General features: G+C 74.1%; 27 protein-coding genes. 17 read left to right on the top strand and 10 right to left on the bottom strand.

Annotated features, from left to right (window positions below; translation table 11 throughout):
• Window positions 1–145: 145 nt before the first annotated feature.
• From ACFRQN_RS14130 to ACFRQN_RS14120, 3 genes are all read left to right on the top strand, one after another.
• Window positions 146–349, top strand: a complete 204-nt coding sequence (locus ACFRQN_RS14130; protein WP_380740516.1) for a DUF397 domain-containing protein — start codon at window positions 146–148, stop codon at window positions 347–349.
• A 171-nt stretch (window positions 350–520) separates the two neighbouring features.
• On the top strand, window positions 521–1,264 hold the full coding sequence (locus ACFRQN_RS14125) for a CPBP family intramembrane glutamic endopeptidase (protein WP_380740514.1): 744 nt from the start codon (window positions 521–523) through the stop codon (window positions 1,262–1,264).
• Between the two features lie 74 nt (window positions 1,265–1,338).
• The gene (locus ACFRQN_RS14120) at window positions 1,339–1,995 is read left to right on the top strand and encodes a class I SAM-dependent methyltransferase (protein WP_380740512.1); all 657 of its coding nucleotides are present in this window, start codon (window positions 1,339–1,341) and stop codon (window positions 1,993–1,995) included.
• On the opposite strand, the gene ACFRQN_RS14115 is transcribed toward ACFRQN_RS14120, so the two are convergent.
• The 4 genes from ACFRQN_RS14115 to ACFRQN_RS14100 form a co-directional block, all read right to left on the bottom strand.
• A complete protein-coding gene (locus ACFRQN_RS14115; RefSeq protein WP_380740510.1) occupies window positions 1,971–2,819 on the bottom strand; it encodes a helix-turn-helix domain-containing protein in 849 nt (282 codons plus the stop codon). The genes ACFRQN_RS14120 and ACFRQN_RS14115 overlap by 25 nt on opposite strands.
• A gap of 76 nt (window positions 2,820–2,895) precedes the next feature.
• On the bottom strand, window positions 2,896–3,495 hold the full coding sequence (locus tag ACFRQN_RS14110) for an RICIN domain-containing protein (protein ID WP_380740508.1): 600 nt from the start codon (window positions 3,493–3,495) through the stop codon (window positions 2,896–2,898).
• A gap of 77 nt (window positions 3,496–3,572) precedes the next feature.
• The gene (locus ACFRQN_RS14105) at window positions 3,573–4,172 is read right to left on the bottom strand and encodes an RICIN domain-containing protein (protein WP_380740506.1); all 600 of its coding nucleotides are present in this window, start codon (window positions 4,170–4,172) and stop codon (window positions 3,573–3,575) included.
• Between the two features lie 34 nt (window positions 4,173–4,206).
• Window positions 4,207–4,851, bottom strand: coding sequence for a hypothetical protein (locus ACFRQN_RS14100; RefSeq protein ID WP_380740504.1), 645 nt, complete (start codon window positions 4,849–4,851; stop codon window positions 4,207–4,209).
• A 237-nt stretch (window positions 4,852–5,088) separates the two neighbouring features.
• Here ACFRQN_RS14100 and ACFRQN_RS14095 point away from each other — a divergent pair, with 237 nt between their 5' ends.
• From ACFRQN_RS14095 to ACFRQN_RS14060, 8 genes are all read left to right on the top strand, one after another.
• Window positions 5,089–6,348: a sensor histidine kinase gene (locus tag ACFRQN_RS14095; protein ID WP_380740502.1), complete on the top strand. Its 1,260-nt coding sequence runs from the start codon at window positions 5,089–5,091 to the stop codon at window positions 6,346–6,348.
• The gene (locus ACFRQN_RS14090) at window positions 6,345–6,947 is read left to right on the top strand and encodes a DNA-binding response regulator (protein ID WP_074005297.1); all 603 of its coding nucleotides are present in this window, start codon (window positions 6,345–6,347) and stop codon (window positions 6,945–6,947) included. The genes ACFRQN_RS14095 and ACFRQN_RS14090 overlap by 4 nt, the downstream gene beginning before the upstream one ends.
• Window positions 6,948–7,241: 294 nt before the next feature.
• Window positions 7,242–8,150 (top strand): hypothetical protein, encoded by a 909-nt coding sequence (locus tag ACFRQN_RS14085; protein ID WP_380740500.1) that lies wholly within the window; start codon window positions 7,242–7,244, stop codon window positions 8,148–8,150.
• 52 nt (window positions 8,151–8,202) lie between these two features.
• Entirely contained in the window at window positions 8,203–9,021 is an 819-nt protein-coding gene (locus tag ACFRQN_RS14080; protein WP_380740498.1) for a hypothetical protein, read from the top strand.
• Window positions 9,018–9,872 (top strand): hypothetical protein, encoded by an 855-nt coding sequence (locus tag ACFRQN_RS14075; protein ID WP_380740496.1) that lies wholly within the window; start codon window positions 9,018–9,020, stop codon window positions 9,870–9,872. Before ACFRQN_RS14080 ends, ACFRQN_RS14075 begins: the two co-directional genes overlap by 4 nt.
• On the top strand, window positions 9,869–10,888 hold the full coding sequence (locus tag ACFRQN_RS14070) for a hypothetical protein (RefSeq protein WP_380740494.1): 1,020 nt from the start codon (window positions 9,869–9,871) through the stop codon (window positions 10,886–10,888). The genes ACFRQN_RS14075 and ACFRQN_RS14070 overlap by 4 nt, the downstream gene beginning before the upstream one ends.
• 231 nt (window positions 10,889–11,119) lie before the next feature.
• Window positions 11,120–11,767 (top strand): DUF4232 domain-containing protein, encoded by a 648-nt coding sequence (locus ACFRQN_RS14065; protein WP_380740492.1) that lies wholly within the window; start codon window positions 11,120–11,122, stop codon window positions 11,765–11,767.
• 53 nt (window positions 11,768–11,820) lie between these two features.
• On the top strand, window positions 11,821–12,507 hold the full coding sequence (locus ACFRQN_RS14060) for an SGNH/GDSL hydrolase family protein (protein ID WP_380740490.1): 687 nt from the start codon (window positions 11,821–11,823) through the stop codon (window positions 12,505–12,507).
• Between the two features lie 32 nt (window positions 12,508–12,539).
• Here the strand turns inward: ACFRQN_RS14060 and ACFRQN_RS14055 are convergent, their stop codons facing one another.
• The gene (locus ACFRQN_RS14055; protein ID WP_380740488.1) at window positions 12,540–13,454 is read right to left on the bottom strand and encodes an endonuclease/exonuclease/phosphatase family protein; all 915 of its coding nucleotides are present in this window, start codon (window positions 13,452–13,454) and stop codon (window positions 12,540–12,542) included.
• A gap of 236 nt (window positions 13,455–13,690) precedes the next feature.
• Window positions 13,691–14,371, bottom strand: a complete 681-nt coding sequence (locus ACFRQN_RS14050) for a M15 family metallopeptidase (protein WP_380740486.1) — start codon at window positions 14,369–14,371, stop codon at window positions 13,691–13,693.
• Between the two features lie 144 nt (window positions 14,372–14,515).
• Here ACFRQN_RS14050 and ACFRQN_RS14045 point away from each other — a divergent pair, with 144 nt between their 5' ends.
• Together ACFRQN_RS14045 and ACFRQN_RS14040 are read left to right on the top strand one after the other, a co-directional pair.
• Window positions 14,516–15,199 carry a response regulator transcription factor gene (locus ACFRQN_RS14045; protein WP_074005305.1) on the top strand — a complete coding sequence of 228 codons (684 nt, stop codon included), beginning with the start codon at window positions 14,516–14,518 and terminating at the stop codon, window positions 15,197–15,199.
• The gene (locus tag ACFRQN_RS14040) at window positions 15,196–16,386 is read left to right on the top strand and encodes a sensor histidine kinase (RefSeq protein WP_380740484.1); all 1,191 of its coding nucleotides are present in this window, start codon (window positions 15,196–15,198) and stop codon (window positions 16,384–16,386) included. The genes ACFRQN_RS14045 and ACFRQN_RS14040 overlap by 4 nt, the downstream gene beginning before the upstream one ends.
• 435 nt (window positions 16,387–16,821) lie before the next feature.
• Here the strand turns inward: ACFRQN_RS14040 and ACFRQN_RS14035 are convergent, their stop codons facing one another.
• Complete coding sequence (locus ACFRQN_RS14035) at window positions 16,822–17,202, bottom strand: winged helix-turn-helix transcriptional regulator (protein ID WP_380740482.1); 381 nt, start codon at window positions 17,200–17,202, stop codon at window positions 16,822–16,824.
• A 209-nt stretch (window positions 17,203–17,411) separates the two neighbouring features.
• Between ACFRQN_RS14035 and ACFRQN_RS14030 the strand changes: the two genes are divergently transcribed.
• From ACFRQN_RS14030 to ACFRQN_RS14020, 3 genes are all read left to right on the top strand, one after another.
• Window positions 17,412–18,422 carry a zinc-binding alcohol dehydrogenase family protein gene (locus ACFRQN_RS14030; protein WP_380740551.1) on the top strand — a complete coding sequence of 337 codons (1,011 nt, stop codon included), beginning with the start codon at window positions 17,412–17,414 and terminating at the stop codon, window positions 18,420–18,422.
• Between the two features lie 4 nt (window positions 18,423–18,426).
• Window positions 18,427–18,642, top strand: coding sequence for a hypothetical protein (locus ACFRQN_RS14025; protein WP_380740480.1), 216 nt, complete (start codon window positions 18,427–18,429; stop codon window positions 18,640–18,642).
• Window positions 18,643–18,771: 129 nt separating this feature from the next.
• Complete coding sequence (locus tag ACFRQN_RS14020; protein WP_143204689.1) at window positions 18,772–19,185, top strand: hypothetical protein; 414 nt, start codon at window positions 18,772–18,774, stop codon at window positions 19,183–19,185.
• A 52-nt stretch (window positions 19,186–19,237) separates the two neighbouring features.
• Here ACFRQN_RS14020 and ACFRQN_RS14015 read toward each other — a convergent pair whose 3' ends face one another.
• From ACFRQN_RS14015 to ACFRQN_RS14005, 3 genes are all read right to left on the bottom strand, one after another.
• A complete protein-coding gene (locus tag ACFRQN_RS14015; RefSeq protein ID WP_380740478.1) occupies window positions 19,238–19,993 on the bottom strand; it encodes a helix-turn-helix domain-containing protein in 756 nt (251 codons plus the stop codon).
• A gap of 10 nt (window positions 19,994–20,003) precedes the next feature.
• Complete coding sequence (locus ACFRQN_RS14010; RefSeq protein WP_380740476.1) at window positions 20,004–20,246, bottom strand: hypothetical protein; 243 nt, start codon at window positions 20,244–20,246, stop codon at window positions 20,004–20,006.
• 546 nt (window positions 20,247–20,792) lie between these two features.
• Window positions 20,793–21,311 (bottom strand): carboxymuconolactone decarboxylase family protein, encoded by a 519-nt coding sequence (locus tag ACFRQN_RS14005; RefSeq protein WP_380740474.1) that lies wholly within the window; start codon window positions 21,309–21,311, stop codon window positions 20,793–20,795.
• A 263-nt stretch (window positions 21,312–21,574) separates the two neighbouring features.
• Here ACFRQN_RS14005 and ACFRQN_RS14000 point away from each other — a divergent pair, with 263 nt between their 5' ends.
• Complete coding sequence (locus tag ACFRQN_RS14000; RefSeq protein WP_380740472.1) at window positions 21,575–22,093, top strand: hypothetical protein; 519 nt, start codon at window positions 21,575–21,577, stop codon at window positions 22,091–22,093.
• Window positions 22,094–23,557 lie beyond the last annotated feature (1,464 nt).

Genomic DNA, 23,557 nt, shown 5'->3' with positions numbered 1-23,557 from the left:
TTAATTACCCGCCCACCACCCATAAATACACTCTACGTGTCGGGGGCTCGTTATTTTTTTTTAACCACACCGCCCCTTTCCGGGGGGCGCCCCCGCGCCGGGGGGGCCCCCCCACCACCGACTGAGGGCCCAGGAGGTCATCCGCGTGACAGCTGGCCTGGCATGGCGTAAGAGCAGCTACAGCGGCGGCGAAGGCGGCGACTGCGTCGAGGTCGCCAGTGGGCCTCTGGACTCCGTCCCCGTCCGTGACAGCAAGGACCCCCACGGCCCGGCTCTCACCTTCGCCTCCGAGGCGTGGCGGTCCTTCGTCGCCGGTGTCCGGGCGGGCGATTTTCCGGCCGGTTCCTGAAGCGTCCTTGCCGGGCGGCCCTGCGGAGCACGCAGGGCCGCCCGGTCTGCCGTGGTGTGCGCAGGAAGTCGGCGGGTCCGACTTCCTGCGCGCCCGTCGCCGGTATCTCGGTTGGGGATCAACTCGTCCGGGTTGACGCTGACTTGACGTTGCCGCGCCTACCATCGAGCCGTGCTGAAGCGATGGGGGAGCCAGGTGCGCCGGCGTCCGGTGCTGGGGGCGGTCGGGGTTGCGGTCGTCTGGCAGGCGGTGATCGTGGTGGTGGCGAAGGTGCTGCCGCCGTTGGAGCCTGGGTGGTTCCCGCAGTTGGGGCCGACCGTGGTCAATCTGGCGGGCGCGGCGGTGGTGCTGGTGCTGCTCCGGGCCTGGGGGCTGCTGGCGATCGGCGGGGTGACGGGCCTCGGGGTGATGGCGCGCTGGCCGGTGCTGCTGCCACTGGTGGTGGTGGCGGGGCTGGCGGCGCTGCCCGGGATCGAGGGCGGCACGGCGACCCTGGTGGGCGGGGTGGTGCTGATGCTCGCCATCGGGGTCAGCGAGGAACTGAGCAGCCGGGCACTGGTGTTGGAGGTCGCGCGGCCGCTCGGCCCGGTGCGCGCGGTGGTGCTGACGGCGGTGCTGTTCGGGGTCGGGCACCTCGGCAACTGGCTGTTCTTCGGCGCGCCCCTGGGCAACACGCTGTGGCAGGTCCTGGAGGCCGGCGCGTTCGGCTTCTGCCTGTGCGGGGCGCGCCTGTACATCGGGAGCGTCTGGCCGCTGGTGCTGGTGCACGCGCTGTCCGACTACCTGGAGATCTACTCGCCGGGGAAGACGGCCGACTGGCTGCAGGCACTGGGCCTGGCCGTCGACCTGGGGCTCGGGATCGGGCTGCTCCTGCTGCTCCGGGCCCGTACGGCTCCCGCTCCGGCCGCTTCCTGAAGCGCTCATCCGCCCCCGGGGACGCGAGCGATTCGTTCAAGACGCGGCCCCAACCGCCCGACCACACTGGCCGGATGACACCGACCGACGCCTTCACCCCCGCCGCCGGGCGCCTCGCCCTCGGGCTCTACGACCCGATCGTCTCGCTCACCCGCGAACGCCTGTGGCGCAGCCTGCTCGCCATGCACGCCGCCCCGCGCCCCGGTGACGTCATCGTCGACGTCGGCTGCGGCACCGGGTCCTTCGCCGTCCTGCTGGGCCGCGCCGAACCGCAGGCCACCGTCGTCGGCGTCGACCCCGACCCCGCCGTGCTGCGCCTGGCCCGCCGCAAGGCCGCCGCGGCCGGGATCGAACCCGACTTCCGCACCGGCATGGGCGACACGGTGGACGAGGTCGTCGGCGCCGGGACCGCCGACACCGTCGTCTCCAGCCTCGTCCTGCACCAGTGCCCCGTCCCGATGAAGCAGGCCGTCCTCGCCGCCATGCACCGCACGCTGCGCCCCGGCGGGAAGCTGGTGATCGCCGACTACGGGCGGCAGCGCACGGCGGCCATGCGGCTGGCCTTCCGGATCGTCCAGTTCGCCGACGGCAAGGAGGACACCCAGCCGAACGCCGACGGCATCCTGCCCCGGCTGATCGCGGAGGCCGGCTTCGAGGGGGTGCGCGAGGTGGACACCGTCGCGACGGTGACCGGCTCGATGTCCTTCTACACCGCGCGCCGTCCGGCCTGAACCGCCGTTCCGCGCAGGGCGGGCAGCACCTGCGAGGGTGTCAGCCCCGTCAACTCCCGCATCCAACGGGTGAGATGGGCCTGGTCGGCGAACCCGCCCGCGAGCGCCGCCTGTGCCAGGGAGTACCCCTCGCCGAGGGCCAGTGCCGCACGGGACAGTCGCTGCCAGCTGCGCCAGCGTGCCAGCGGCACCCCCAACTGCCGTCGGGCCAGGGCCCGCAGGCGCTGCGGGGACAGTCCGACGCGCGTGGCCAGGCACTCCAGCGGCTCCCGGCCGTCGGCGGCCAGTGCCGCCATCGCCGCGCGCAGCCGAGGGTCCAGCCCGGTGGCGGGCAGCCCGCCACCGGGCCGGACGTCCCGCTCGGTCAGGCCCCGCCACTGCGGGGCGACGGCGACCCCCGGTGCGCAGCCCGCGCGCAGCCGGTCGGCGAAGGCGCAGTGCGGGTCGACGTAGAAGGTCAGCACCTCCCGGGTCGGGGCCATCCGGTGGCGCACCATCGGCGCCACCACGAGCGCGGGCCCGCGGTGGCGCCGCCCGGTGTCGTCGTCGATGGCCACCGTGCGGGCGGCGGCCGCGACGGCGACCTGGAAGGTGGCGTGCCGGTGGAAGGCGCTGTCCGCCAACGGCCCCTGATAGAGGGCGTATCCGGGGCCGACGGCGAATCGCGGGGCCCCGGCCCCGGCGGCCCCGGCCGCCGGCCCGCCTCCCGCGCCGGGCCGGGCCGGGTCGGCGCGAGCCGGGTCGGGCCGGCCGAACGGCACCCCGCGGCCGTCCGGGTCCGGCCCGCCGACCGGGCACTCCTCGCCGCACACCTGTCCGTCCACGGTCCAACGGTAGGCGCAGCCGTCCGCCCTCGGGCCCGGACCGCCGCCCGGCCCGGCCCGTACGGCCACGGGGACGTCAGGAAGCGAGGTGCTCCAGGGTGAACACGGCCACCCGGTCGGAGTACTGGGCGATGGCCGAGCCGGCGCTGCCGGACGGGTCGCCGAGGGCCGCGTAGAAGCTGCTGTGCGCGAGCCTGAGGATCACCTGGCTGGTGTTGCCAGGGTTGGGGTACAGGAAGTGGAAGATCTGGTTGCCGTAGATCCAGCCCTGGCAGTCGAACACGTTGAGGTTGGCGCCCTCGCCGCCGGTGGCGCCGTCGTTCGGGTTCTGCTTCCACAGGCCGAGGCACTCGCCCTCGTTCCGCCGGCTGCGGAAGATGAACGACTGGTTGTCGGTGTTGTAGTGGCAGAGCTTCCACTGCTGGTTGTAGCCGCCGGTGTCGGGGTTCTGGATGGCCTGCCCCCAGGCGCTGTACTGGTTGCGCTCGACGAGCTGGTTGAAAGGCGTCTTGATCCGGTAGTAGCCGTCGTCGCAGACGTAGCCGTGCCACTCGCTGGAGGCCAGGCCCTGGGTGGCGGCCGAGGCGGGGGCGGCGGGCAGGGTCAGGGCGGACAGTGCGGCGAGGGCGGTGGCGCCGAGGGCGCGCAGCACGGTGCTGCGGCGTGGGTTCGTCACGGGACCTCCAAGGGTCGTCGGGTCGGGGCCGTCGGGGCCGGCGCTGCGGGCCGGGCCCGTGGTGGGGTGGGGGGAGGTCACCCGGCGAGGTGTTCCAGGGTGAACGCGGTCGCCCGGTAGCCGTACTGGGTCACCGGTGAGCCCGCGCCGCCGTTCGGGTCGGCGATGGTGAGCATGCTCCCGCTGTGGGAGATCCGGATCAGAACCTGCTGGGAGCCGGCCGTGGGGTGGATCAGCCCGAAGACCTGGTTGCTGTAGATCAGGCCCGTGCAGTCGAACACGGAGAGGACGGCGCCGTCGACGAACCCCTCGGTCGGGTCGGCAGGGTTCTCCTTCCACAGGCCCAGGCAGAAGTTCTCGTTCTGCCGGTTGCGGAAGATGAACGCCTGGCTGTCGTCCCGGTGGTGGCAGAGCTTCCACTGCTGGTTGTAGCCGCCGGTGTCGGGGTTCTGGACGGCCTGTGCCCAGGTGCTGTACTGGTTGCGCTCGACGAGCTGGTTGAAGGGCGTCCTGATCCGGGTGTAGCCGTCGTCGCAGACGTAGCCGTGCCACTCGGTTGAGGCCAGGCCCTGGGGCGCGGCCGTGGCGGGGGCGGCGGGCAGGGTCAGGGCGGACAGTGCGGCGAGGGTGGTGGCGCCGAGGGCGCGCAGCACGGTGCTGCGGCGTGGGTTCGTCACGGGATCTCCAAGGGCTGTCGGGTCGGCGGGGCGGTCAGCAGCTGCTGATGAGGAGCTGGGCGGCGCGGCGCACGGTGCCGGCGGGTTCGGCGGGCGCGCAGACGACCGAGCCGATCTCCGGGGCCTCGTAGGTGGTGAAGGTGCCGGGGCTGGGCGAGGTGGTGACCCAGATGCCGGTGTTGGGGCCGCCGGTCTGGGCGCAGACGCGGTTGACGTACTGGCCGCTGACGACCCGGGTGCCGCGGTAGAGGCCGTACCGGCCGGGGGAGTTGAGGTTCCAGGTGTCGCTGACGGTGGTGCTGGTGGTGGTGGAGGTGGTCTTCTGGACGGAGAAGCCGACCTTGGCCTCGACCTTGAGGAACAGGACGCTCGCGCTGGCGGTGATCTCGGTCCTGTTGTCGACGGTGGTGGTCACCGAGTTGACCCGGGTCAGGGTCTCGCTGTGCTGCCCGGTGGCGCCCGGGGCGACGTTAAAGATCAGGAAGTCGGTGATGACGGGGTTCACCTGCACGTTGAGGGTCTCCGTGGTGGTGTGGTCCACGGCCGGGTTGCACAGGGTCGGGAGGGTGTCGGCGTGGGCGGCCGGCGCCGCGCCGAGGCTCAGCAGCCCGACGGCGAGGGCGGTGGTGGCGGAGGCGGCGAGGGTGCGGCGCCGGCGGGTCCTGCGGGCGATGGTCATCCGTGCTCCTGGAGCGGTCGTGGAAGGTGAGGGGGGAGGGTGTGCATGCGGCGAAGCCCGGGCGCGCACCCCGTGGAGAGACGGTGGAGAGTCTCGCGGGCGCGCGCCGGTCGCCAGTAGTGGCTGATGCCATGAACCGGCCGGGCGGTGTCACGGTCGGTTTATGACAACTGTCATGATCTATTGGCTGGTTCGGCTACAGACAGGGCCCGGCGACGGCCTCTACGCTGGCCGGACATGAGCACCTCATTCGCGGTGGCCGGTGTGGTCGATCCGGGTCGGCTGGGCCTCCTCACCCGCCGGACGTTGCTCGCCCTGGGGCCCCTGTGGCTGCTGCTGGCCGCGAACGACGTCGTCTTCAACCTGGACCCGGTGCGTACGGCGCTGACGGCCCCGGTGATCGTCGCCGTCCTGGTCCAGCACACCCGGCTCGTCCGCCGGGCGGTGCCGCCTCGCGCCATGGGTCGGGAGCCCGGTGCCGGCCCGCCGGAGGGACAGGGGTACGGCCCCCGCCGCCCCTCCGCGGCCGAGTGGCGGTGGAGCCTCGCGCTGCTGGCCGTGGCGGTCGCCACCTGGGGCGAGATGGCGGACCGTCCGTACACCGCGCTCGACTGGGCGATGGTGCCAGGGGCCATGACGGCGGCCCTGGCCCTGTCCCTGCCGGCCCGGGCGCGGCGACGGCTGCTGACGGCGGTCGCACTGGTCTGCGCGGTGCTGGGCGAGGCGGTGGCGCAGTGGCGCCACGAGACCCCCGGCCTCCTGCCCGGGGTGCCGGCGGCGACCGGCGCCGGGATGCTGCTGTTCGTCGCCGCGGTGGAACTGGTCCTGCTCCGGCTGTGGCGGGCGGTGCTGGAGGCCGAGCAGGTCCGCGAAGCCACGGCCGACCTGGCTGTGGCGGAGGAGCGGATGCGCTTCGCCGCGGACCTGCACGACCTCCAGGGCCACCGGCTCCAGGCCATCACGCTCAAGGGGGAGTTGGCCGAGCGGCTGATCGGCCGCAGCGACCACGAGGCGCGCGCCCAGCTCCGGGAGATCACCGAACTGGCGCGCGCCGCCCTGGAGGAGTCCCGGGCCGTGGTCCACGGCTACCGGAGCGCCAGCCTGGGCACCGAACTGGCCAACGCCGTAGGGCTCCTGGAGGCCGCCGGGATCCGCACCGCCGTCGACGGCGACGCCGAACGCGTCCCGCACCAGCTCCAGCCGGCCTTCGCCGCCCTGGTCCGCGAGGGCGTCACCAACATCCTGCGCCACAGCCGCGCCCGGCACTGCCGGATCACCGTCACCGCGGACGCGGGCCGGGTCCGCGTCCTGCTGTGCAACGACGGCGCCCCGGCGCACCCCGCCACCGACCGCGGCGGCAGCGGCAGTGGTAACGGCAGCGGCCTGGCCGGGCTGCGGGAACGCTTCCACGCCATCGGCGGGCACGTCGGCACCACCACCCACCCCGACGGCCGCTTCGAACTGGCCGGCCAAACCGACCGGAAGGCCCCCGCGTGATCCGCATCCTGCTCGCCGAGGACGAGGACCTCACCCGCGGCGCCCTCGCGGCGCTCCTCGACCTCGAACCCGACCTGACCGTCACCGCCCAGGCCTGCGACGGCCCCGCGGCCGTCCGGGCCGCCGCCGACCACCCGGTCGACATCGCCCTGCTGGACCTGGAGATGCCCCACCTGGACGGCGTCGGCGCCGCCCAGGCCATCCGCCGCCGCCACCCCGTCCCCGTCGTCCTCGTCACCCGCCACGCCCGGCCCGGCGTACTGCGCCGGGCACTGGCGGCGGGCATCCAGGGCTTCGTGCCCAAGACCACCCCCGCCACCCGACTGGCCGACATCCTGCGCGACGTCCACGGCGGCGGCCGCTACATCGACCACCGGCTCGCCACCCACGCCCTCACCGAGACGCCCTGCCCGCTGACCCCGCGCGAACTGGACGTGCTGCGCGCCGTCCACCGGGGCCAGCCGATCAGCGCGCTGGCCGAGCAGCACCACCTCGCCCCCGGCACCGTCCGCAACTACCTCTCGGGGGCCATCACCAAGCTCGCCGTGCGCACCCGCCACGAGGCGGCGCGGCGGGCCTGGGAGGAAGGGTGGATCTGACGGCACCGGTCCGGCCCCCTGAACCGGCGGGGCGGAAGTAGGCCGTGTTCGAATCGATGTGTCGACACAGTGTCATCACCGCAGGACAGCGCCCATTGCGGTTCGATCACGGTGTGTCCGATTCGTCGAACATTGGGGGAAAGTGTGGCGGTTGATTGTTTTGGCAGTGGTGTCGGCGGCCTTTCATAATTCCTGCCGACACGCGTGACGGAATGCCCGGAGAACCCGCTGGGGGAGTGGTTCCCGTGAGGAGCCCGCGCGTGGGATTCCGCATTCTTCACTGGGGGGATTTCCTTGCCTGAGCCCGAGAACGAGGGCGCCGCCGCCGGACCTCCGGCACCGGCCGAGCCAGCCGCCGCGCCGGGGGCCGCCGCTCCCGAGGTCGCCGCGCCCGCCGCTGCCGCACCCGACGCCCAGGCCGACGCCGCCGTACCGCCCGTACCGGAGCAGGCCCCGCGCCGGCTGCCGCGCGCCGTCGGCGTCGCGCTGGCCACCGCCGGACTGCTCGCCGTCACCGCGGCCAGCGCCGCCGTGACCGTCGCCGTCGGCAAGCCCGACACCCGCCCGGCCGCCGCGGCCGCCCCGGCCCCGTCGAAGGCGAGCGCGAGTGCCGCCCCGAGTGCGACGCCCTCGGCCGCGCCCGTCCCGGTGCCCACCGCCGTCCCGGCCGAGCCCGCCCCCGTCAGCACCGTCAAGGGCACCGTCAGCGGCGGCAAGCACGAGGGCGACCTGCGCTACTTCCTGCTCCCCATCCCGGCCGGCGGCGAGTCCTACGGGCCCGTGGACGGGATGGCCATGAGCGACGACGACGTCGCCGACCTCTTCGGCAAGCAGGACGGCATCATGGACATCCTCAAGTCCTACGGCTACAAGGGCGGTGCGAACCGGATGTACCGGACCGCCGACGGCAAGGCCGAAGTCACCGTCACCCTGCTGAAGTTCGGCTCCACCGCGATGGCGTCCGACTTCGCCAAGAACTACAAGATCAAGTCGCTGGACCCGTTCGACATCGACGGCGACTCCGGCGGCCGCGGCTACCTGAAGGCCCCCAAGCAGCAGGCCTACACCGGCTCGATGAGCGGCATCTCCAGCCAGGGCGACGTCCAGTACACGATCGACGTCGACGTGAAGGGGACGCCCGACAAGGCGCTGCTGAACGAGCTGATGAAGCGCCAGCGCGAGTGGCTCACCACCGGCGGCTGAGCCCGGCTCCGCCCTTTCCCCGTCCTTCTCCTCCTCCTCTGGAGCCACTTCCGTGACCACCGAACCCGCGGAGCCGGTGCCCGCCGCGCCCGCCGTTCCGCCGCCGCCCGCCGCACCGCCCGTCGCGCCCGAACCCGCCGTACCCGCCGCGCCGTTCGCACCCGAGGCCGGCGCCCCGAAGGCCCCGCGCGGCCCGCGCCGCCCCCGCCCCGTGCTGCTGACCGCCTGCGCCCTGGTGCTGGGCACCCTGGCCGGCGGCGGCGTCGGCTACGCCGTGCAGGCCCAGCGCCCGCCCACGCCGCTGCCGCCGCTCCAGGCCGCCCGCCCGGCCTACCCGGCCGAGCGGGTCGACCCGGCCGCCCTCGCCGCCGAGCAGCCCGCGCCGATCGGCATCGACGGCGACCTGACCAAGCTGCTGATCGGCGCCCCCGAGGGCAGCGCCCCCTGGGACGACCACCCGGACAAGCCGAGCTGGATCTCGATCGGCGAACTCGCCGAGGAGAAGGGCGGTTCGGCTAAGAGGTTCAAGGACTTCGCCTCGCGCGGCTTCCGGCGCGCGGCCGAGGTGGACTGGAAGAAGGACGGCGTCTTCTACCGCGTCCAGCTGGTCCAGTTCACCGAGGACCGCTCCGACGAGGCGAAGACCGGTCCCGGTTACTGGCCGCTGCCGTTCGCCGAGGGCGCCAGCGGCGGCTACAAGGTGGACACCGTGCCCAGCCACTGGGCCGAGAGCACCGAGCAGTACTACTACGGCGGGGCCAGCGCCAAGCGCGGGTCGGTGCAGATGACGATCGAGGTCCTCGACACCAAGCCGGTGAACCCCGACACCCTCAAGGACCTCGCCAAGCGGCAGTGGGAGCGGCTCGCGTGAACGACGACACCATGACCACCGCCGCCGCCCCGGGCGCGCCCGAACCGGCACCCGAGGGTTCGCCCATCGGGTCCGCCGCGCCCGCAGGCCCCGCCGCGCCCGCAGGCCCGAGCCCCGCCTCCCGCCGCCTGCTGCGCGCGGGGGCCGCGACCGCCGCCGCCGCGCTGGTCGGCGTGGCCATCGGCGTGGGCATCATCAAGACCCAGTACGACGACCCCGCGCCGGCCACCGCCGCCGCCCCGTCCACCGCTCCAACCCCCACCGCGACCGCCACGCCGTACGGCGCCAAGTCCAACGGCAGCCACTTCGGTTCGATGCGCGACCTGCTGCTGCCCGTCCCGGCCGGCTACCGGCCCGGCCCGGACGACGGCGGCTACGGCCACGACAGCGAGCAGAACGGCGAGCAGCTGTCCGCCGAGATGGACGCCGACCTCCAGCAGCTCCCCAAGGACAAGCGCGACAAGATGCGCGCCTACTGGGAGGGCATGCACGTCAAGGCCTCCGGCGTGCGCACCTACCTCGCCGACGGGGACGACCTGGTGATCGGCCTGAAGCTGCGCCAGTTCAACCAGCAGGAAGTGCAGCGGATCAACGAGTACACCGCGGTCTTCACCGGCGACACCGGCCTGTTCCGGGTCGGCCCGGCCGTCCCCGGGCACCCCGAGGCGCACTGCTACCTGATGCCGGCGCCGCCGTCCGCGCCGATCGACTACCTGGAGTGCTCGGCCGCCGAGGGCGACCTCCTGGTGGTCATGAGCGCCGAGGGCGTGGCGCCGCTGCCCAAGGACAAGATCGTCGCCCTGTTCACCCTCCAGCTCGACCGCCTCGCCCGCCCCGGAGCCTCCGTATGACCGACCACGCCACCCCGCCGCCCGCGCCCGCGAACGCGCCCGTGCCCGGGAAGGGGGCCGATCCGGTCCTGGAGGCGCTCGCCGCGCCCGTCGCCGAGCCCTTCGCCGCCGCCGAGGACCCCGCGGCCCTCGCGGAGCAGGAGGCCCGCCGCACCCGGCGCCGCAAGGCCGCGGTGCGCTGGAGCGGCGCCGTCCTGGTGTTCGCCCTTGCCGGCACCGGCAGCGCGCTGGCCGTCACCGCCCCCGACCGGACCGACCTGCCGGGCCTGGCCACCGCGAGCGACGGCCGCTACACCTTCGCGCCGCTGACGCTGCCTCCGCTGCCCGCGGGCCAGGAGGCCCCGGACGACAAGGGCAAGTCCCCGCACCACGCGGACCTGCGCCACCTGCTGCTGCCCGCGCCCAAGGAGGCCGGCGGCTCGCTGACCCCGCCGGTCTTCCCGGCGCCCACCGCGGCCGCCACCCCCTCGGGCTCGCCGACCGCCGCCCCGTCGGCCCCGGCCACCCCGGCGCCCTCGGCCTCCGCGTCCGCCGGCGCCTCCGCCTCCGCCTCCGCCGCCGGATCCGCGTTCGGCCAGTGGGTGCCCTGCGACGCGATCGCCGACGAGCAGCAGGACCCGGTCAAGATGCGCTCGGTGCTGCTGGAGCACGCCTGCCGCGCGGCCACCGTCCGGGAGTGGACCGCCTCCGACGGCACCCGCACCCAGATCCGGCTGCTGCGCTTCGGCTCCGTCCGGGAGTCCTGGGGCGCCTTCGCCGACGTGCGTTCCAAGGGCCGCGCCAAGGCCGCACCCGACACCAAGGGCACCCCCCACGACGACTGGGACGCCCTCGACGGCAGCAGCCTGACCCTCGTGGAGTCCACCACGGCCGGCACCAAGGGCGCCCCCACCGCCCGCGTCGCCTACCTCTCCGCCGCCGACGTCGTCGCCGTCATCACCATGACCAACCCCGCCGGCGTGCCCACCGCGCCCTTCCGACAGGTCGTCACCCTCCAGGGCGAACTGCTCGGCTGACCCGCCCCGTTCCACCGGTCCGGCCCCCTTCCTGCGGGGGCCGGCCCGGCGGCGTTCCCCGCCCGCGTCGTCCAACACCCCGTCCGTACAGGCCTTCTGACACAAGCCTTCTGGCGCAGGCCTTCTGGGACAGGATCGGGATATTTCCCGCACCGGCCCGTGAACGACCCGCCCGTACGGTGATCACACGCCGGTGAACCGCACCGCCCGGACGACAGCAGGAGAACCCCCATGCGCACGCGCCGCCTCGCCCTCACCGCCGCCGCCGTCGCGGCGATCGCCGCCACCGCCACGGCCTGCGGACCGGACAACAGCGACGCGGCCGCCCCCACCGCCCCCGTGACCAAGGCCGCCGCGCCCTCCGAGCCCGCCGCGCCCGCCACGGCCGCGCCGGCCGGAGCCGCACCGACGAAGGCGGCCCCGCCCAAGTCCCCTGCCGCGCCCGCCGGTTCGGCATCCGCCGCGCCCGGCGACAAGAGCGGGTACGGCCAGGTCTGCGGCGCCAACGACCTGGACTTCGTCGCGAAGGCCGAAACCCAGGCCGGCGGCTACATCCTGATCAGCGCCAAGGCCAAGTCGGGCATCACCTGCACGCTCCCCGCGGGCCACCCCGTCATCGCGTTCGGTTCGGGCGGCATCGAGGCCGCCGCCTTCGAGCGCGGGGCGGGAGAGCAGATCACCCTGAGCGGCGCCAAGACCGCGTACGCGGGCATCATGACCAAGACCACCAAGGGCAACCAGGCGGTCCAGTACACCGACGTCATCATCGGCACCCCCGACCCGAACCCGGTGAGCATCCCCGTCGGCACCACCCCGGTCGACAAGCCGGTCGTCACCAACTGGCACACCCTGCCGAAGGACGCCGTCCCCGTCAGCTGACATGTCGTCATGTCGGTCTTCCCGCAGTTGGGATGACGGTTGACGTCAGCGCGGTGACAGTGCGGCCCGGCACCTTCGAGATGATCACCCTCCGGCCGGGAATCACCGTGCTGTTCACCGGCGACTCGACCACCGACTGCCGCCGCCGGGAGAGCGGGGACGGCCTCGGGTGCGGCTACCCGCTGCGCGTCGCGGGCGAGTGGGCCCACCGCCACCCCGACCGGCCGGTGACCTGGCTGAACACCGCGAACGCGGGCGACAAGGTGACGGACCTGGAAGCCCGCTGGCGGACGGACGTCCTCGACGCGCGCCCGGACGTCGTCTCGATCCTCGTCGGGGTCAACGACGCGGGCCGGCGCATCCTCGACCCGCGGGGGTACCCGATCCCCGCCGAACGCTTCGAGGCGGGCTACGACCGCCTCCTCGCGCCCCTCGCCGAAGCGGGCACGGAACTCGTCCTCATCGAGCCGTTCCTCCTGCCGATCCGCGGCACCGTCGAGGCCGGCGCCGCGCTCATCGGCGAGAAGGAACGCGAGCAGTGGCGCGCCGACCTGGACCCGAAGATCCGGGCCGTCCGCAGGCTCGCCCGCCGCTACGGGGCCCACCTGCTCGCCGCCGACGGCAGGTTCGCCGAACTCGCCGCGACGAGCGGGGCCGAGCACTGGGCTGAGGACGGCGTCCACCCGACGCCGGCCGGCCACGCCGCCCTCGCGGCGGCCTGGCTTCGGCTGGTCGCCTGACCGGGCGCGGGCCTGCCGCCGGGCCCCCGCCGTCACCCCCGCAGCCGTGCCGCCACCGGGCGGTGGTCGCTGGGGGTGGCGGGCAGGGTCCAGGTGGCGGTGGCGGGGAGATCGCGGGTGAGGATGTGGTCGATCCGGGCCAGGGGGAGGGCGGACGGCCAGCTGAAGCCGAAGCCGCTGCGCGCGGGGGTGAGGCGGCTGGTGAGCGGGGCGAGGGCGCGGTCGTCGGCGGCGGTGTTGAGGTCGCCCAGCAGCAGGACCCGGCGCAGCGGTTCGGCGTCCAGGGCCTGGCCGAGGGCGGCGATGTCGCGGTCGCGGTGGGCGGTGGCGAAGCCGGTGGCGGTCATCCGCACCGAGGCGAGGTGGGCGACGTAGACGGCCAACGGCCCGCCGGGGGCGTTGACTTCGGCCCGCAGGGAGCGGTTCCAGCCGGGGTCGATGACCAGCCGCCGGGACTCCGTCACCGGGTAGCGGCTCCACAGCGCGACGGTGCCGGTGCGGGCGTGGTGGGGCAGCGCCTTGTCCAGCACGCCCTGGTAGGCGGGCAGGGCGGCGTCGGTGACCTCCTCCAGCGCGACCAGGTCAGGGTCGGCGGCGAGCAGGGCGCGGGCGGTGCCGGCCGGGTCCGGGTTGGCGGCGTTCACGTTGTGGGTGACCACCGTCAGCCCCGGCCCGCCGGTCCCGCCCGTCGACGCCCCGTGCGCCGGAGCCCCGCCGCCCAGCAGCAGCGGCCCGAACGCCACCGCCCACACCACCGCCAGCACCCCGCCCGCGCAGGCCGCCGCCGGTGCCCGGCGCAGCGCCGCGCACAGCAGCGCCGCCACCGCCACCAGGGCGCTCCAGGGCAGGGCGCTCTCCCACAGGCTGCCCAGGCCCACGCCCAGTTCCGGCACCAGCCGGTGGCCGCCCAGGGCGAGCGCGGTGAGCAGCCCGAGCGCGGCGGGCACGCGCCCGCGCCGCCACCGGGGGACGGCGCGCCAGCGGGGCACGGCCCGTCGGCGGGGTTCGGCTTGTCGCCCCCGTGCGGCCCGTCGCCCTCGTGTGATCGGCCATCGGGGTGTGGCCAGCCACCGGCGTACGGCCCACCACCCGGGTGCGGCCCGTCGCCGGGACGGCCGGGCGGCCCCGTCGGGCGCCTCGGCGGGCGTGTCGGAACCGGCGGGAGCGGTCACGGCGCGCCCCCTCACCCTGCGGCGTCCGGCAGCGGCGCCGGGCAGGTCCCGCCCGGCGTCGTGAGCAGTTCGAAGTGCCAGATCTCGTTGGCGTACACCTGGCACAGCCCGTACCGGGCGCCGTTCTGGATCAGCCAGTAGTCGGCGCTGGTCGGGCCGACGTCCACCGCCTTGCCGCTGACGTGCGCGGACTTCTCCGGCGTGTTGACGAACTTCCGGGCCTGCTCCAGGCTCCCGTACTTGACCACCCCCCGGTCCAGCAGCCGCTGCTGGTAGGCCTTGCTGCGCCAGCCGGAGGTGACGGTCATCTCGATGCCCTTGGCCCGCGCGTCGACGGCCGCCTGCTGCAGGGCCTCGCGCAGCGGACCGTCCAGGTTGCCCACGGCGGGGGAGCCGGTGTCGGAGGGGGTCAGCGTCCGGCCGTCGGGTATCTCCCCGTCCGCCTCCGCCTCCGTCGTGACGGGCGGGGTGGTGGCGGGCTGGGCGGTGACGGTGGCCGCCAGGGTGCGCAGGACGGCCTCGGTGCCCGGCGGGTCGGCGGCGCACGCCCCGGCCAGGGCCAGCACCGCCGTCGCGGCGGCGCCCGCGGCCAGCCGCCGCTGCCGTCCGCTCCGCGCGGCCGTCCCCGTCCTCGTCTCCGTGCCCGTGGCCGTGCTGGTCCCCGTCCCCGTCGGGGTGTCCGTCGTGTCCATTTCCTGCCTCCCGGTGGTGCTCGTCCGTTGCCGGACCATTGGAGGAAAGTCGGTGTTGCGAGGACGTCTGCGCAGGCCGATACGTTTTCGATAGGCCCCATCGGGTCCAATGGGTACGAACAGCGGAGCGAGGGAGAACGGCACGTGCGGGTCCTGGTGGTGGAGGACGAGATCTACCTCGCGGAGGCGGTCCAGGCCGGACTGCGGCTGGAGGCGATGGCCTGCGACATCGTCACCGACGGCGACGCGGCGCTGGAGCGCCTGGCCGTCCACAGCTACGACGTCGTCGTCCTCGACCGCGACATCCCCGGCACCCACGGCGACGACGTCTGCCGCAGCATCGTCGAGCAGGGCCTGGGCTGCCGGGTGCTGATGCTCACCGCCGCCGCCCGCCTGAACGAGAAGGTCGCCGGCTTCGAACTCGGCGCCGACGACTACCTCACCAAGCCCTTCGACCTCGCCGAACTCGTCGTCCGGCTGCGCTCGCTGGCCCGCCGCCCGGCCCAGGCCGCGCCGCCCGTCCTGGAGTACGCCGGGCTGCGCCTGGACCCCTTCCGCCGCGAGGTCTACCGCGACGGCCGCTACGTGGGCCTGTCCCGCAAGCAGTTCGCCGTCCTGGAGGTCCTGATGGCGGCGCACGGCGGCGTCATCAGCGCCGAGGACCTGCTGGAACGCGCCTGGGACGAGAACGCCGACCCCTTCACCAACGCGGTCCGCATCACCATCTCCGGCCTGCGCAAACGCCTCGGCGACCCGTGGGTGATCCAGACCGTGCCGGGCGTGGGCTACCGCCTCACCGACCCGCGCCAGGAAGGCACCCCGCAGTGAACCCCGACCCCGGTCCCGCCTCTTCCGCCTCCGGGCGCCGTACGGGCGGACGCCGCACCGGAACCCGCCCCCGCCGGCTGACCGCCCGGATGCGCCTGACCCTCAGCTACACCCTCTTCGCCGTCACCGCCGGCGTCCTCTGCCTCGCCGTCGTCTACGTCGGCATGCGCTACGTGCCCAACTACCCCCTCACCTCCTCCAACCCGCGCTACCGCTCCGACGCCCCCTCCCGCCAGGAGATCCTGCGCTCCCTGCTCACCGCCAGCGGCTACGCCCTGGCCCTGCTGACCGCCGTCGGCCTGGTCGGCGGCTGGCTGATCGCTGGCCGGGTGCTGCGCCCGCTGCAGGACATCACCCGCGCCGCCCACCGCGCCGCGGGCGGGGCACTGGAACACCGCATCGCCCTCACCGGGCCGCGCGACGAGTTCACCGACCTCTCCGACGCCTTCGACGAGATGCTCGCCCGCCTCCAGCACTCCTTCGAGGCCCAGCAGCGCTTCGCCGCCAACGCCTCCCACGAACTGCGCACCCCGCTGGCGATCACCCGCACCATGCTCCAGGTCGCCGCCGCCGACCCGGCCGGCCAGGACTGGGGCCGGCTCGTCAGCCGCCTCCAGGACACCAACCAGCGCGGCATCGAGATCAGCGAGGCCCTGCTCCAGCTCGCCGACCTCGGCCACGCCCCGCCCGACCTCGCCCCCACCGACCTCGCCACCGCCACCGGCGAGGCACTGGCCGCCGTCCGCGACGAGGCCCGGACCCTCGGCGTCACCCTCACCGCCGACCTGCGCCCCGCCCCGACCACCGGCAACCCCGTCCTGCTGCGCCAGGCGGCCGTCAACCTGCTGCACAACGCGCTGCGGCACAACCTGCCGACCGGCGGGCGGGTCACCGTCGCCACCGGGGCCGACCCCGAACGGCCCGGGCGGGTGCGCCTGACCGTCGCCAACACCGGCCCCCAGCTGACGGCGGAGGCCGTGGCCACCTTCACCGAACCGTTCCTGCGCGGGCGCGGACGCACCGCCGAGACCGACCCGGCCCGCCGCGGCCACGGCCTGGGCCTGGCCATCGTCGCCGCCGTCACCGACGCCCACCACGGGGCCCTCCACCTCGCCCCCGAACCCGCCGGCGGCCTTCGCGTCACCCTCGACCTGCCGGGCCTGCCCGGTCTGCCCGGTTCTCGTTGACGTCACGGTGGAAGAGCCGTGTGGGAAGGTGGCGGTCATGCCGCAGCTCGGTCGCCGCCTCCGTTCCCTCCGTTTCCTCCGGTCCCTCCGGTTCACGTTCGGGCTCGCTCCGACGGGCTTCGCCGCAAGCCGGGAGACCGGCGACCCGGCCCTGGAGCACGCCCTGGCCGGCCTGGCGACGCTCTGCGGCATCCCCCGGCGCCGGGTGACGGTCTACCGGCATCCGTTCGTCGCGAGGAAGCGGCGCGGAAGCTGCCCGCGGTGCAGGGCGAAGGCCGCCGACGCCCCGTCCGGGCCCTGAGCGGAGGCGTCCTCGGAGCCGACCTCGAACGCTTGAAGCCGCGCTCGAACCCGACCGGGACGGCCGTACCGCCTGCCGTCGCCGAGTACGACCGGTCGCCGAGCACGACCGCAGGCGTCCGCCGCCGATCGTCCTCAGCCGGTCACGGGGAAGCGGTCGATGTTGCGTTCCACCCAGGTGCGCAGGTGTGCCAGCGGGGCGCAGGCGTCCAGGCCCAGCGGGGTGAGGCTGTACTCGACCCGCGGGGGGACCTCGGCGTGGATCTCGCGGTGGACCAGGCCGTGCTCCTCCAGCCTGCGCAGGGTCTGGGTGAGGACCTTCGGGCTGACGCCCTGCAGGCGGGTACGCAGCGCGCCGAAGCGCTGCGGGCCGTCCTCCAGGGCGCCCAGGGCGAGGGCGCTCCACTTGTTGGCCAGCAGGTCGAGCATGTCGCGGCAGGGGCAGGCCGCGGCGTAGACGGACTTGGGGTCGGTGCAGTCGGGGGCGTGGGTCTTCGCCGTACGGGTCGTCGTCACGCGCCGATGGTACCCATTGGTACCCGTTGGGTACTGCTTCGGTGCCCAACGGGTACCAATGGTCCTTGCGGGTAACCACTACCTTCCGCATACCGTCTCCGACGTGCCCGGACACCCCGGGCGCCCCGAGGAGGAGAGCCCTGATGACCGCCATGCCCGCGACGCCCCCGACGCCCCCGACGCCCGAGACCGCCGGGATCCCGGCGACGATGCCCGCCGTCGCCTACCGCCGGAGCCTGCCGGTCGACGACCCGCGGAGCCTGCTCGACGTCGAACTGCCCGTGCCCCGGCCGGGCCCGCACGACCTGCTGGTGCGGGTCGAGGCGGTGGGCGTCAACCCGGTGGACCACAAGGTCCGCCAGAGCGCCGACCCGGGCGGCGAGCCGCGGGTGCTGGGCTGGGACGCGGCCGGCACCGTGGTCGCGGTCGGCCCGCAGACGGAGCTGTTCCGGGTCGGCGACGAGGTGTACTACGCCGGAGCCCTGGACCGGCCCGGCGCCGACTCCCGCTACCACGCGGTGGACGAGCGCCTGGTCGGACGCAAGCCCGCCACCCTCTCCTTCGCCGGGGCCGCCGCGCTCCCGCTGACCGCGCTCACCGCCTGGGAGGGCCTCTTCGAACGCCTCGGCCTGGGCACCGGCGGACCGGAACAGGGCGGCACCCTGCTGGTGACCGCCGCCGCGGGCGGCGTCGGCTCCCTCGTCACCCAGCTCGCCCGCGCCCTCACCGGCCTGACCGTGATCGGCACCGCCTCCCGCCCGGAATCGGCCGACTTCGCCCGCCGCATGGGCGCCGACCACGTGATCGACCACAGCCGCCCGCTCGGCCCGCAGCTGGCCGAGGTCGCCCCCGGCGGCCTCGACCACGTCTTCAGCACCGTCGCCACCGACCGCAACCTCACCGCCTACGCCGAGGCCCTGAAACCCTTCGGCGGCATCGTCGCCGTCGACGACTTCGACTCCCTGGACATCGGCGTCCTCAAGGGCAAGAGCATCTCCTTCCACTGGGAGTTCATGTTCACCCGCTCCCTGCACGCCACCGCCGACCGGGCGGTGCAGCACCGCATCCTCGACCGGGTCGCCCGCCTGGTGGACGCGGGCGTCCTCACCACCACCGCCACCCGCGACCTCGGCCCCGTCAACGCCGCCAACCTCCGGGCGGCCCACCGCCTCCAGGAGTCCGGTACGGCGATCGGCAAGACGACCCTCACCGGGTTCTGAGCCGGTGCCCTCCCGCCGCACCGGCCAGATCGAGGCCCTCATCGCCACCGGCGCCGGGGCGGTGGCGGCCCTGGTCGCCCGGGCCCTGATGTCCGGCGTCTACCAGCACCACGGGCAGGACCCGACCGTGCCTACCTGGCTCGACGCCGCCGTCCTGGCCACCGGCGCCGCCACGGCCGCCCTGCTCTACCGGTGGCTGCGCCGCCGCCCGGGAGACTGACCCCCGCCCGCGCCCCCGCCCGCCGGATCCCCGTTCCGCCCGTGCCGGCGCGGGCGCCCTCGGCGGGCGCGGGGGAGCGGGGGAGCGGAAGTGGCGGTGGATCCGGTGCGGGTCTGCCAGGCTGTTCCGGTGTTCGAATTCCGTCTCTGGCTTGCCGCGTTCCCGGAACCCGTACCCGAAGCCGAAGCCCGCAGCTACTGGAACCTGAAGGACCACCCCACCCCGTACCTCGACGGAGCCCTGAGGCGCGCGGACTACGTCTACGTCGGCGCCTGGGGGGACAGCCACCTGTCGGACGAGCCGCAGTCCGGCCGCTGCCCCGCCGTCAGGATCTTCGACTGGTTGTTCTACCGCGGGACCATCGACAGCTACCAAGCGCCGCTTCTCGACGCCCGGTTGAGGGACGAACTCATCAGGATCCACCAGCCCCGCCCGGGTGACCTGCCCGCGGAGTCCACCGACGCGGAGACGATCGCCGCGTTCCTCACGGCGCACCTCGGCCGGTACCTGCTGCCCGAGGAGGAGCCACCGGCCACGGCATGAAACGTCGGCCGGGCCGGCTTCCCGCTCCCGCAGGCCGGGCGGGGCCTCCCGGTCAGGGGACGGACCGTCCCGCCAACCGGTCGGTACGGCGCGGGAAGTCGGACGGGCCGACTTCCTGCGTCGGGCGGCTGCCGAGGGTGCGGCGCAGGTGCCGGATCTCCGCGTGGGCCTCGGCGAGTTGGCGGCGGACGTCGGGCTGGGAGGACGGCGGGGGCGGCGCCCCGGTGGTGCGGCGCAGGGCCGCGACCCACTCGTCCTCCTCCGCCGGGCCCACCCCGCAGGCCCGGACGAACTCGACGAGGACCCGCTCGGTGCAGTCCCGCTCGCCCGCCAGCACCCCGTGCAGGGTGCTGCGCGGCAGGTGGCTCACCGCGCCCCGCACCGCGCGGGTCTCCAGCTCGCGCAGGGACGGGCTCCCGGCGCGCAGCCGCAACCGCCGCATGGCGACGAGCAGTTCGGAACGCTCCGTGACGTACCGCAGGGCCCGGTGCGCGGCCGGTCCGCAGCCCTCGACCTTCCCCCTCCGGCCGGGCCGGCGGGCGTCGGCGCGCAGCCACAGCCGCTCGGCGGTGCGCACCGAGCCGCCGCAGGCCCGGACGTAGGCCTCGGTGACCGGCCAGGTCGGCACCGTACGGCCCTCGTCCGCGCGGGAGAGGGTGGCGAGGGAGACGGGCCGGGTGAATCCGACGGTCTTGCACGCCATCTGGCTGTAGGTGAGGCCGGAGCGCTCGCGCAGTCCGCGCAGCCACCGCGCGAGCGTCCGGACCTCCTTGTCCTGCTCAGCCAGGGCGCTGTTCAGGCGCCCCACCGGCCGCCTCCTAGCGGGCCCGGTGGACGGTGAGCGCCTCGGCCAGGCGGCGGACCAGCTCTATGCCGAGCAGTCCGGCGCCGGCCAGGGTGGCGACGGCGGTGCGGGCGGGGGTGCCGAGGGTGGTCAGGGCGGTGGTGAGGAGGAGGACGACGACCACGAGCACGGTGGCCGGGACCGGCACCGGGACGCCGGGGGCCGTCCGGACCTCGACGCACGCCGCGTTCGCGGCCGGGGTGTACTGCTGTTCCATGCGGTCTCCGCTTCGCTGGGTTGCGGTTGCTGCCACTCGACCGGGGTCCTCACGCGCCCGTCCGGCCTTCCAGAGCCGGGCGGGCTGGACACCCACGCACAGGGTCGCCGTGTGCCACGGGGGCGGTCCAACGGTTTACGCCGCCGTTTCTCGCCTTGTCCCAGCCGAAATTGAAAAACCGTCAGAAGGAATTCGCAGCTCACGGCCGTCCGGCCGTCCGCACCCCCGGGTCCCGCTGCCCGCCGCGTCCGACCTCCCACGCGCTTTCGGGCTTGCCGCGAGGAAATCGAAACGCCATCCTCAGTGGATATCGGCGGGGTGAGCGCCCCGCACCAGCCCCGCCCCCGGCCAGGAGCCGGAGGCGCCAGGGCCCGGCGCGGCATTGGCCTGTCGCGCCCCATGCACGCGGTCTCCCCGGCCGTTGCCACTCGACACCACCCAGGGGATCCGGCTTGCCCTGTTCCAGCAGGGCGGGCCAGCTGCGGCACCTTCTGCCGCGCCGAAGTCCGCACCACCGGGCCGGTCGGTCCGTCGGCCGGCTGCCGGTCAGTCGGCCGGCCGGCCCGCCTGCCGGTCCGCCTGCCGGTCCGTCGGCCGGTCCTCCCGCTGGTCGTCCTGCTGGTCGTCCTGCTGGTCGTCCTGCCGGTCCGCCGCGACCGGCAGCAGGCCGCGCTCGCCGAACACCTTCTTGGCGACGAAGGTGGCGTTCAGGGCCTTCGGGAAGCCGCAGTAGCCGGCGGAGTGCAGCAGCGCCTCGACGATCTCCTGCGGCGTGAGCCCGACGTTCAGCGAGGCGTTGACATGGACCTCCAGCTGCGGCTCGCACCCGCCGAGCGCGGTGAGCATGCCCAGGGTGACCAACTGCCGATCGCGCGGCGGCAGCCCCGGTCGGCTGTAGATCTCCCCGAACCCCCAGGCGACCACCTGGTGCCCGAGCTCCGGACTGACGTCGCCCAGCGCGTCCACCACCCGCCGCCCGACCTCGCCGTCGATCCGCTCCAGCACCTCCAACCCGTGCGCGAAACGCTCCCGGCGGACCTCGGCCTCGTGCGCGGACCTGCTCATCGGCGCCGCTCCTCTCCCGTTCCCGCGCCGCCGACCACGTGCGGCGGCGACCACGGCAGAAACCGTAGAACTTGGAGTGCACTCCAACTCAAATCCGACACGCACCCCGCCCCCGCAGGAAAATTTGCGGTCCAGACCCCCTGAAATGCCATCACTGTGCCCTGACTGAGCCGAAAGATTTCCTGCGGCCGTACCATCCGAGGGAACGGCCGCAGCCCCTGCGGCCGCGCCCAGAGTCCCGAGTCCCGCGAGACGGAGTCACCGTGCCCCCGAACGTCTTCCGCAACGGCATCGGACGGCTGCTCCCCTCCCGGGGTCCTGACGGCCTGAGAGTCTGGAGCATCGACCAGGCACCGAGGAGCACGCTGTACGGCGCCCCCGTCGAGGCCACCATCCTGCTCGAAGACACCGACGACCTCGACCGGGCCGACCTCCCCCTGGTCGCCGAGGTCCTCGGCAGGATCGACCACTACCTCGAGACGGCGCTCCACTTCGTGCGCGAGGCAGTGGCGGCCGACCCGGCGCTCTTCGGCCTCACCGAAGCGGAGTCACAGCCCTACCTCCGCCTGCCGGCCGCGGACTTCCCACTGGACTCCCCCCAGCTCAACTTCTACCTCGACGAGTGGCACCTCCACTTCGCCGAAGGCCGCCTGCCCATCTGCGACCCCTACGGCCTCGCGGTCGTCTTCGACGGCCAACAGCCACTGAGAGTGGAAGACCTGAGCGACGCCACCCCCATCGACCCCGACACCACCGAGATCCCGGGCCGGCAGAACACCTGACCCACCCCTCGCCCACCCGCAGTTCCCCGGGCCCCAGCCCGAAGAGCTTGCCGGGTGGGCGCGCGGGCCGGAGCGGAAAGTCAGCGGGCCCGACTTCCCGCGCCCGGCCACCCGCTGTAGGAAGTCGCCAGGTTCGAGTTCCTACGCTGCGCCGGTCCAGCCGCCCCTCGTCCACCCGCAGGTCGGCTGGCACTTCCTTATCCCGGGTGTTCGGGCCCGACCTGCACCGCTTCGGCGGGCGGGCACGGGGGTTGGAGCGAGAAGTCGGCGGGCCCGACTTCCTGTGCTTCGTTGCTCCGGACCCCTCGCCCCTGCTCCGCTGGGTGGGGATGTGGGCGGGGTGATTGAGAAGTCGGTGGGCTCGACTTCCTGTGTGCGGCACTCCCGTCACCCCCCACATCGCTCTGCCGGGTGGGGGTGGGGGTTGGAATGGAGTGAGAAGTCGGAGGGGTCGACTTCTCGTGCCGCATCGATGTTCGTCGGCTACAGCTCGGTCAGCCTTGCACGTCCGCCCGCAGATTGGGTGGCAGTCCCTCTTTTTGGGCCCTGGCCTGCGCGGCTTGGTGGGTGGGCGCGGGGGTGGAGCAGGAAGTCGGCGGGTCCGACTTCCTGTGTCGTGCCACTTCGATCTCACCCCGCTTTCGTTGGGCCCGGGGGAGTGGGAATTCGGCGGGCTCGACTTCCCACGCTGCGCTGGGAAGTTGGTGGGGCGGCGGCTGCGGTGAATGGGACGAAGTGGGAGTCGGCGGGGCGGGCCTCCTGTGCTTCGTTGCTCCGGACCCCTCGTCCCTGCTCCGCTGGCAGGGGGTGAGTGGGTGGGTGATTGAGAAGTCGACAGGGCCGACTTCTCGTGCCGCATCGACGCTCGCCGGCCATACGTCGATCAGCCTCGCTCGCCCGTCGGCAGGCTGGGGCGGCAATCCCTCTTCGCAGGCCGCCCCGGCCTGCGCGGCGGGGCGGGTGGGTGCGGGGGTTGGAGTGGGAAGTCGGCAGGTCCGACTTCTCGCGCTGCGCCACTCCGCTCCCTTCCGGCTTCGTCGGGTGAGGGCGGGTGAATGGGAAGTCGGATGGCTCAACTTCCCATGCTGTGCTGGTCTGTTGATGGCTGCGGCGAGCGGATCGGAGTGAGAAGTCGATGGGGCCGACTTCCTGTGCTTCGCTGCTCTGCGCCCTCGCCCCTGCTCCGTTGGGTGGGGATGCGTGGGCGGGTGAGTGGGAAGTCGGTAGGGCCAAGGTCGCGTGCGCGCGGGGCGGCTGATGGGGAGCGCCCGTGCGAGGTGGATTGGGAAGTCGGCGGGGCCGACTTCCCAATCCGGGTAGGGCAGTTGATGGGGAAGTGCACGTGCGAGGTGGAGTGGGCAGTCGACGGGGTGGACATCCCCCATTTGTGGGGGGGGGGGGTGGGGTGGGGGGGTGGCGGGGGGGGGGTTGGGTAGATGGCGGGGGCGCATATCCAATTTGTAG

It is taken from the genome of Kitasatospora sp. NPDC056800, from assembly GCF_042789775.1.
Taxonomy (GTDB): Bacteria; Actinomycetota; Actinomycetes; order Streptomycetales; family Streptomycetaceae; genus Kitasatospora.
Note: the sequence above shows the minus strand (reverse complement) of the source record. Positions and strands in the feature narration are given on the sequence as shown.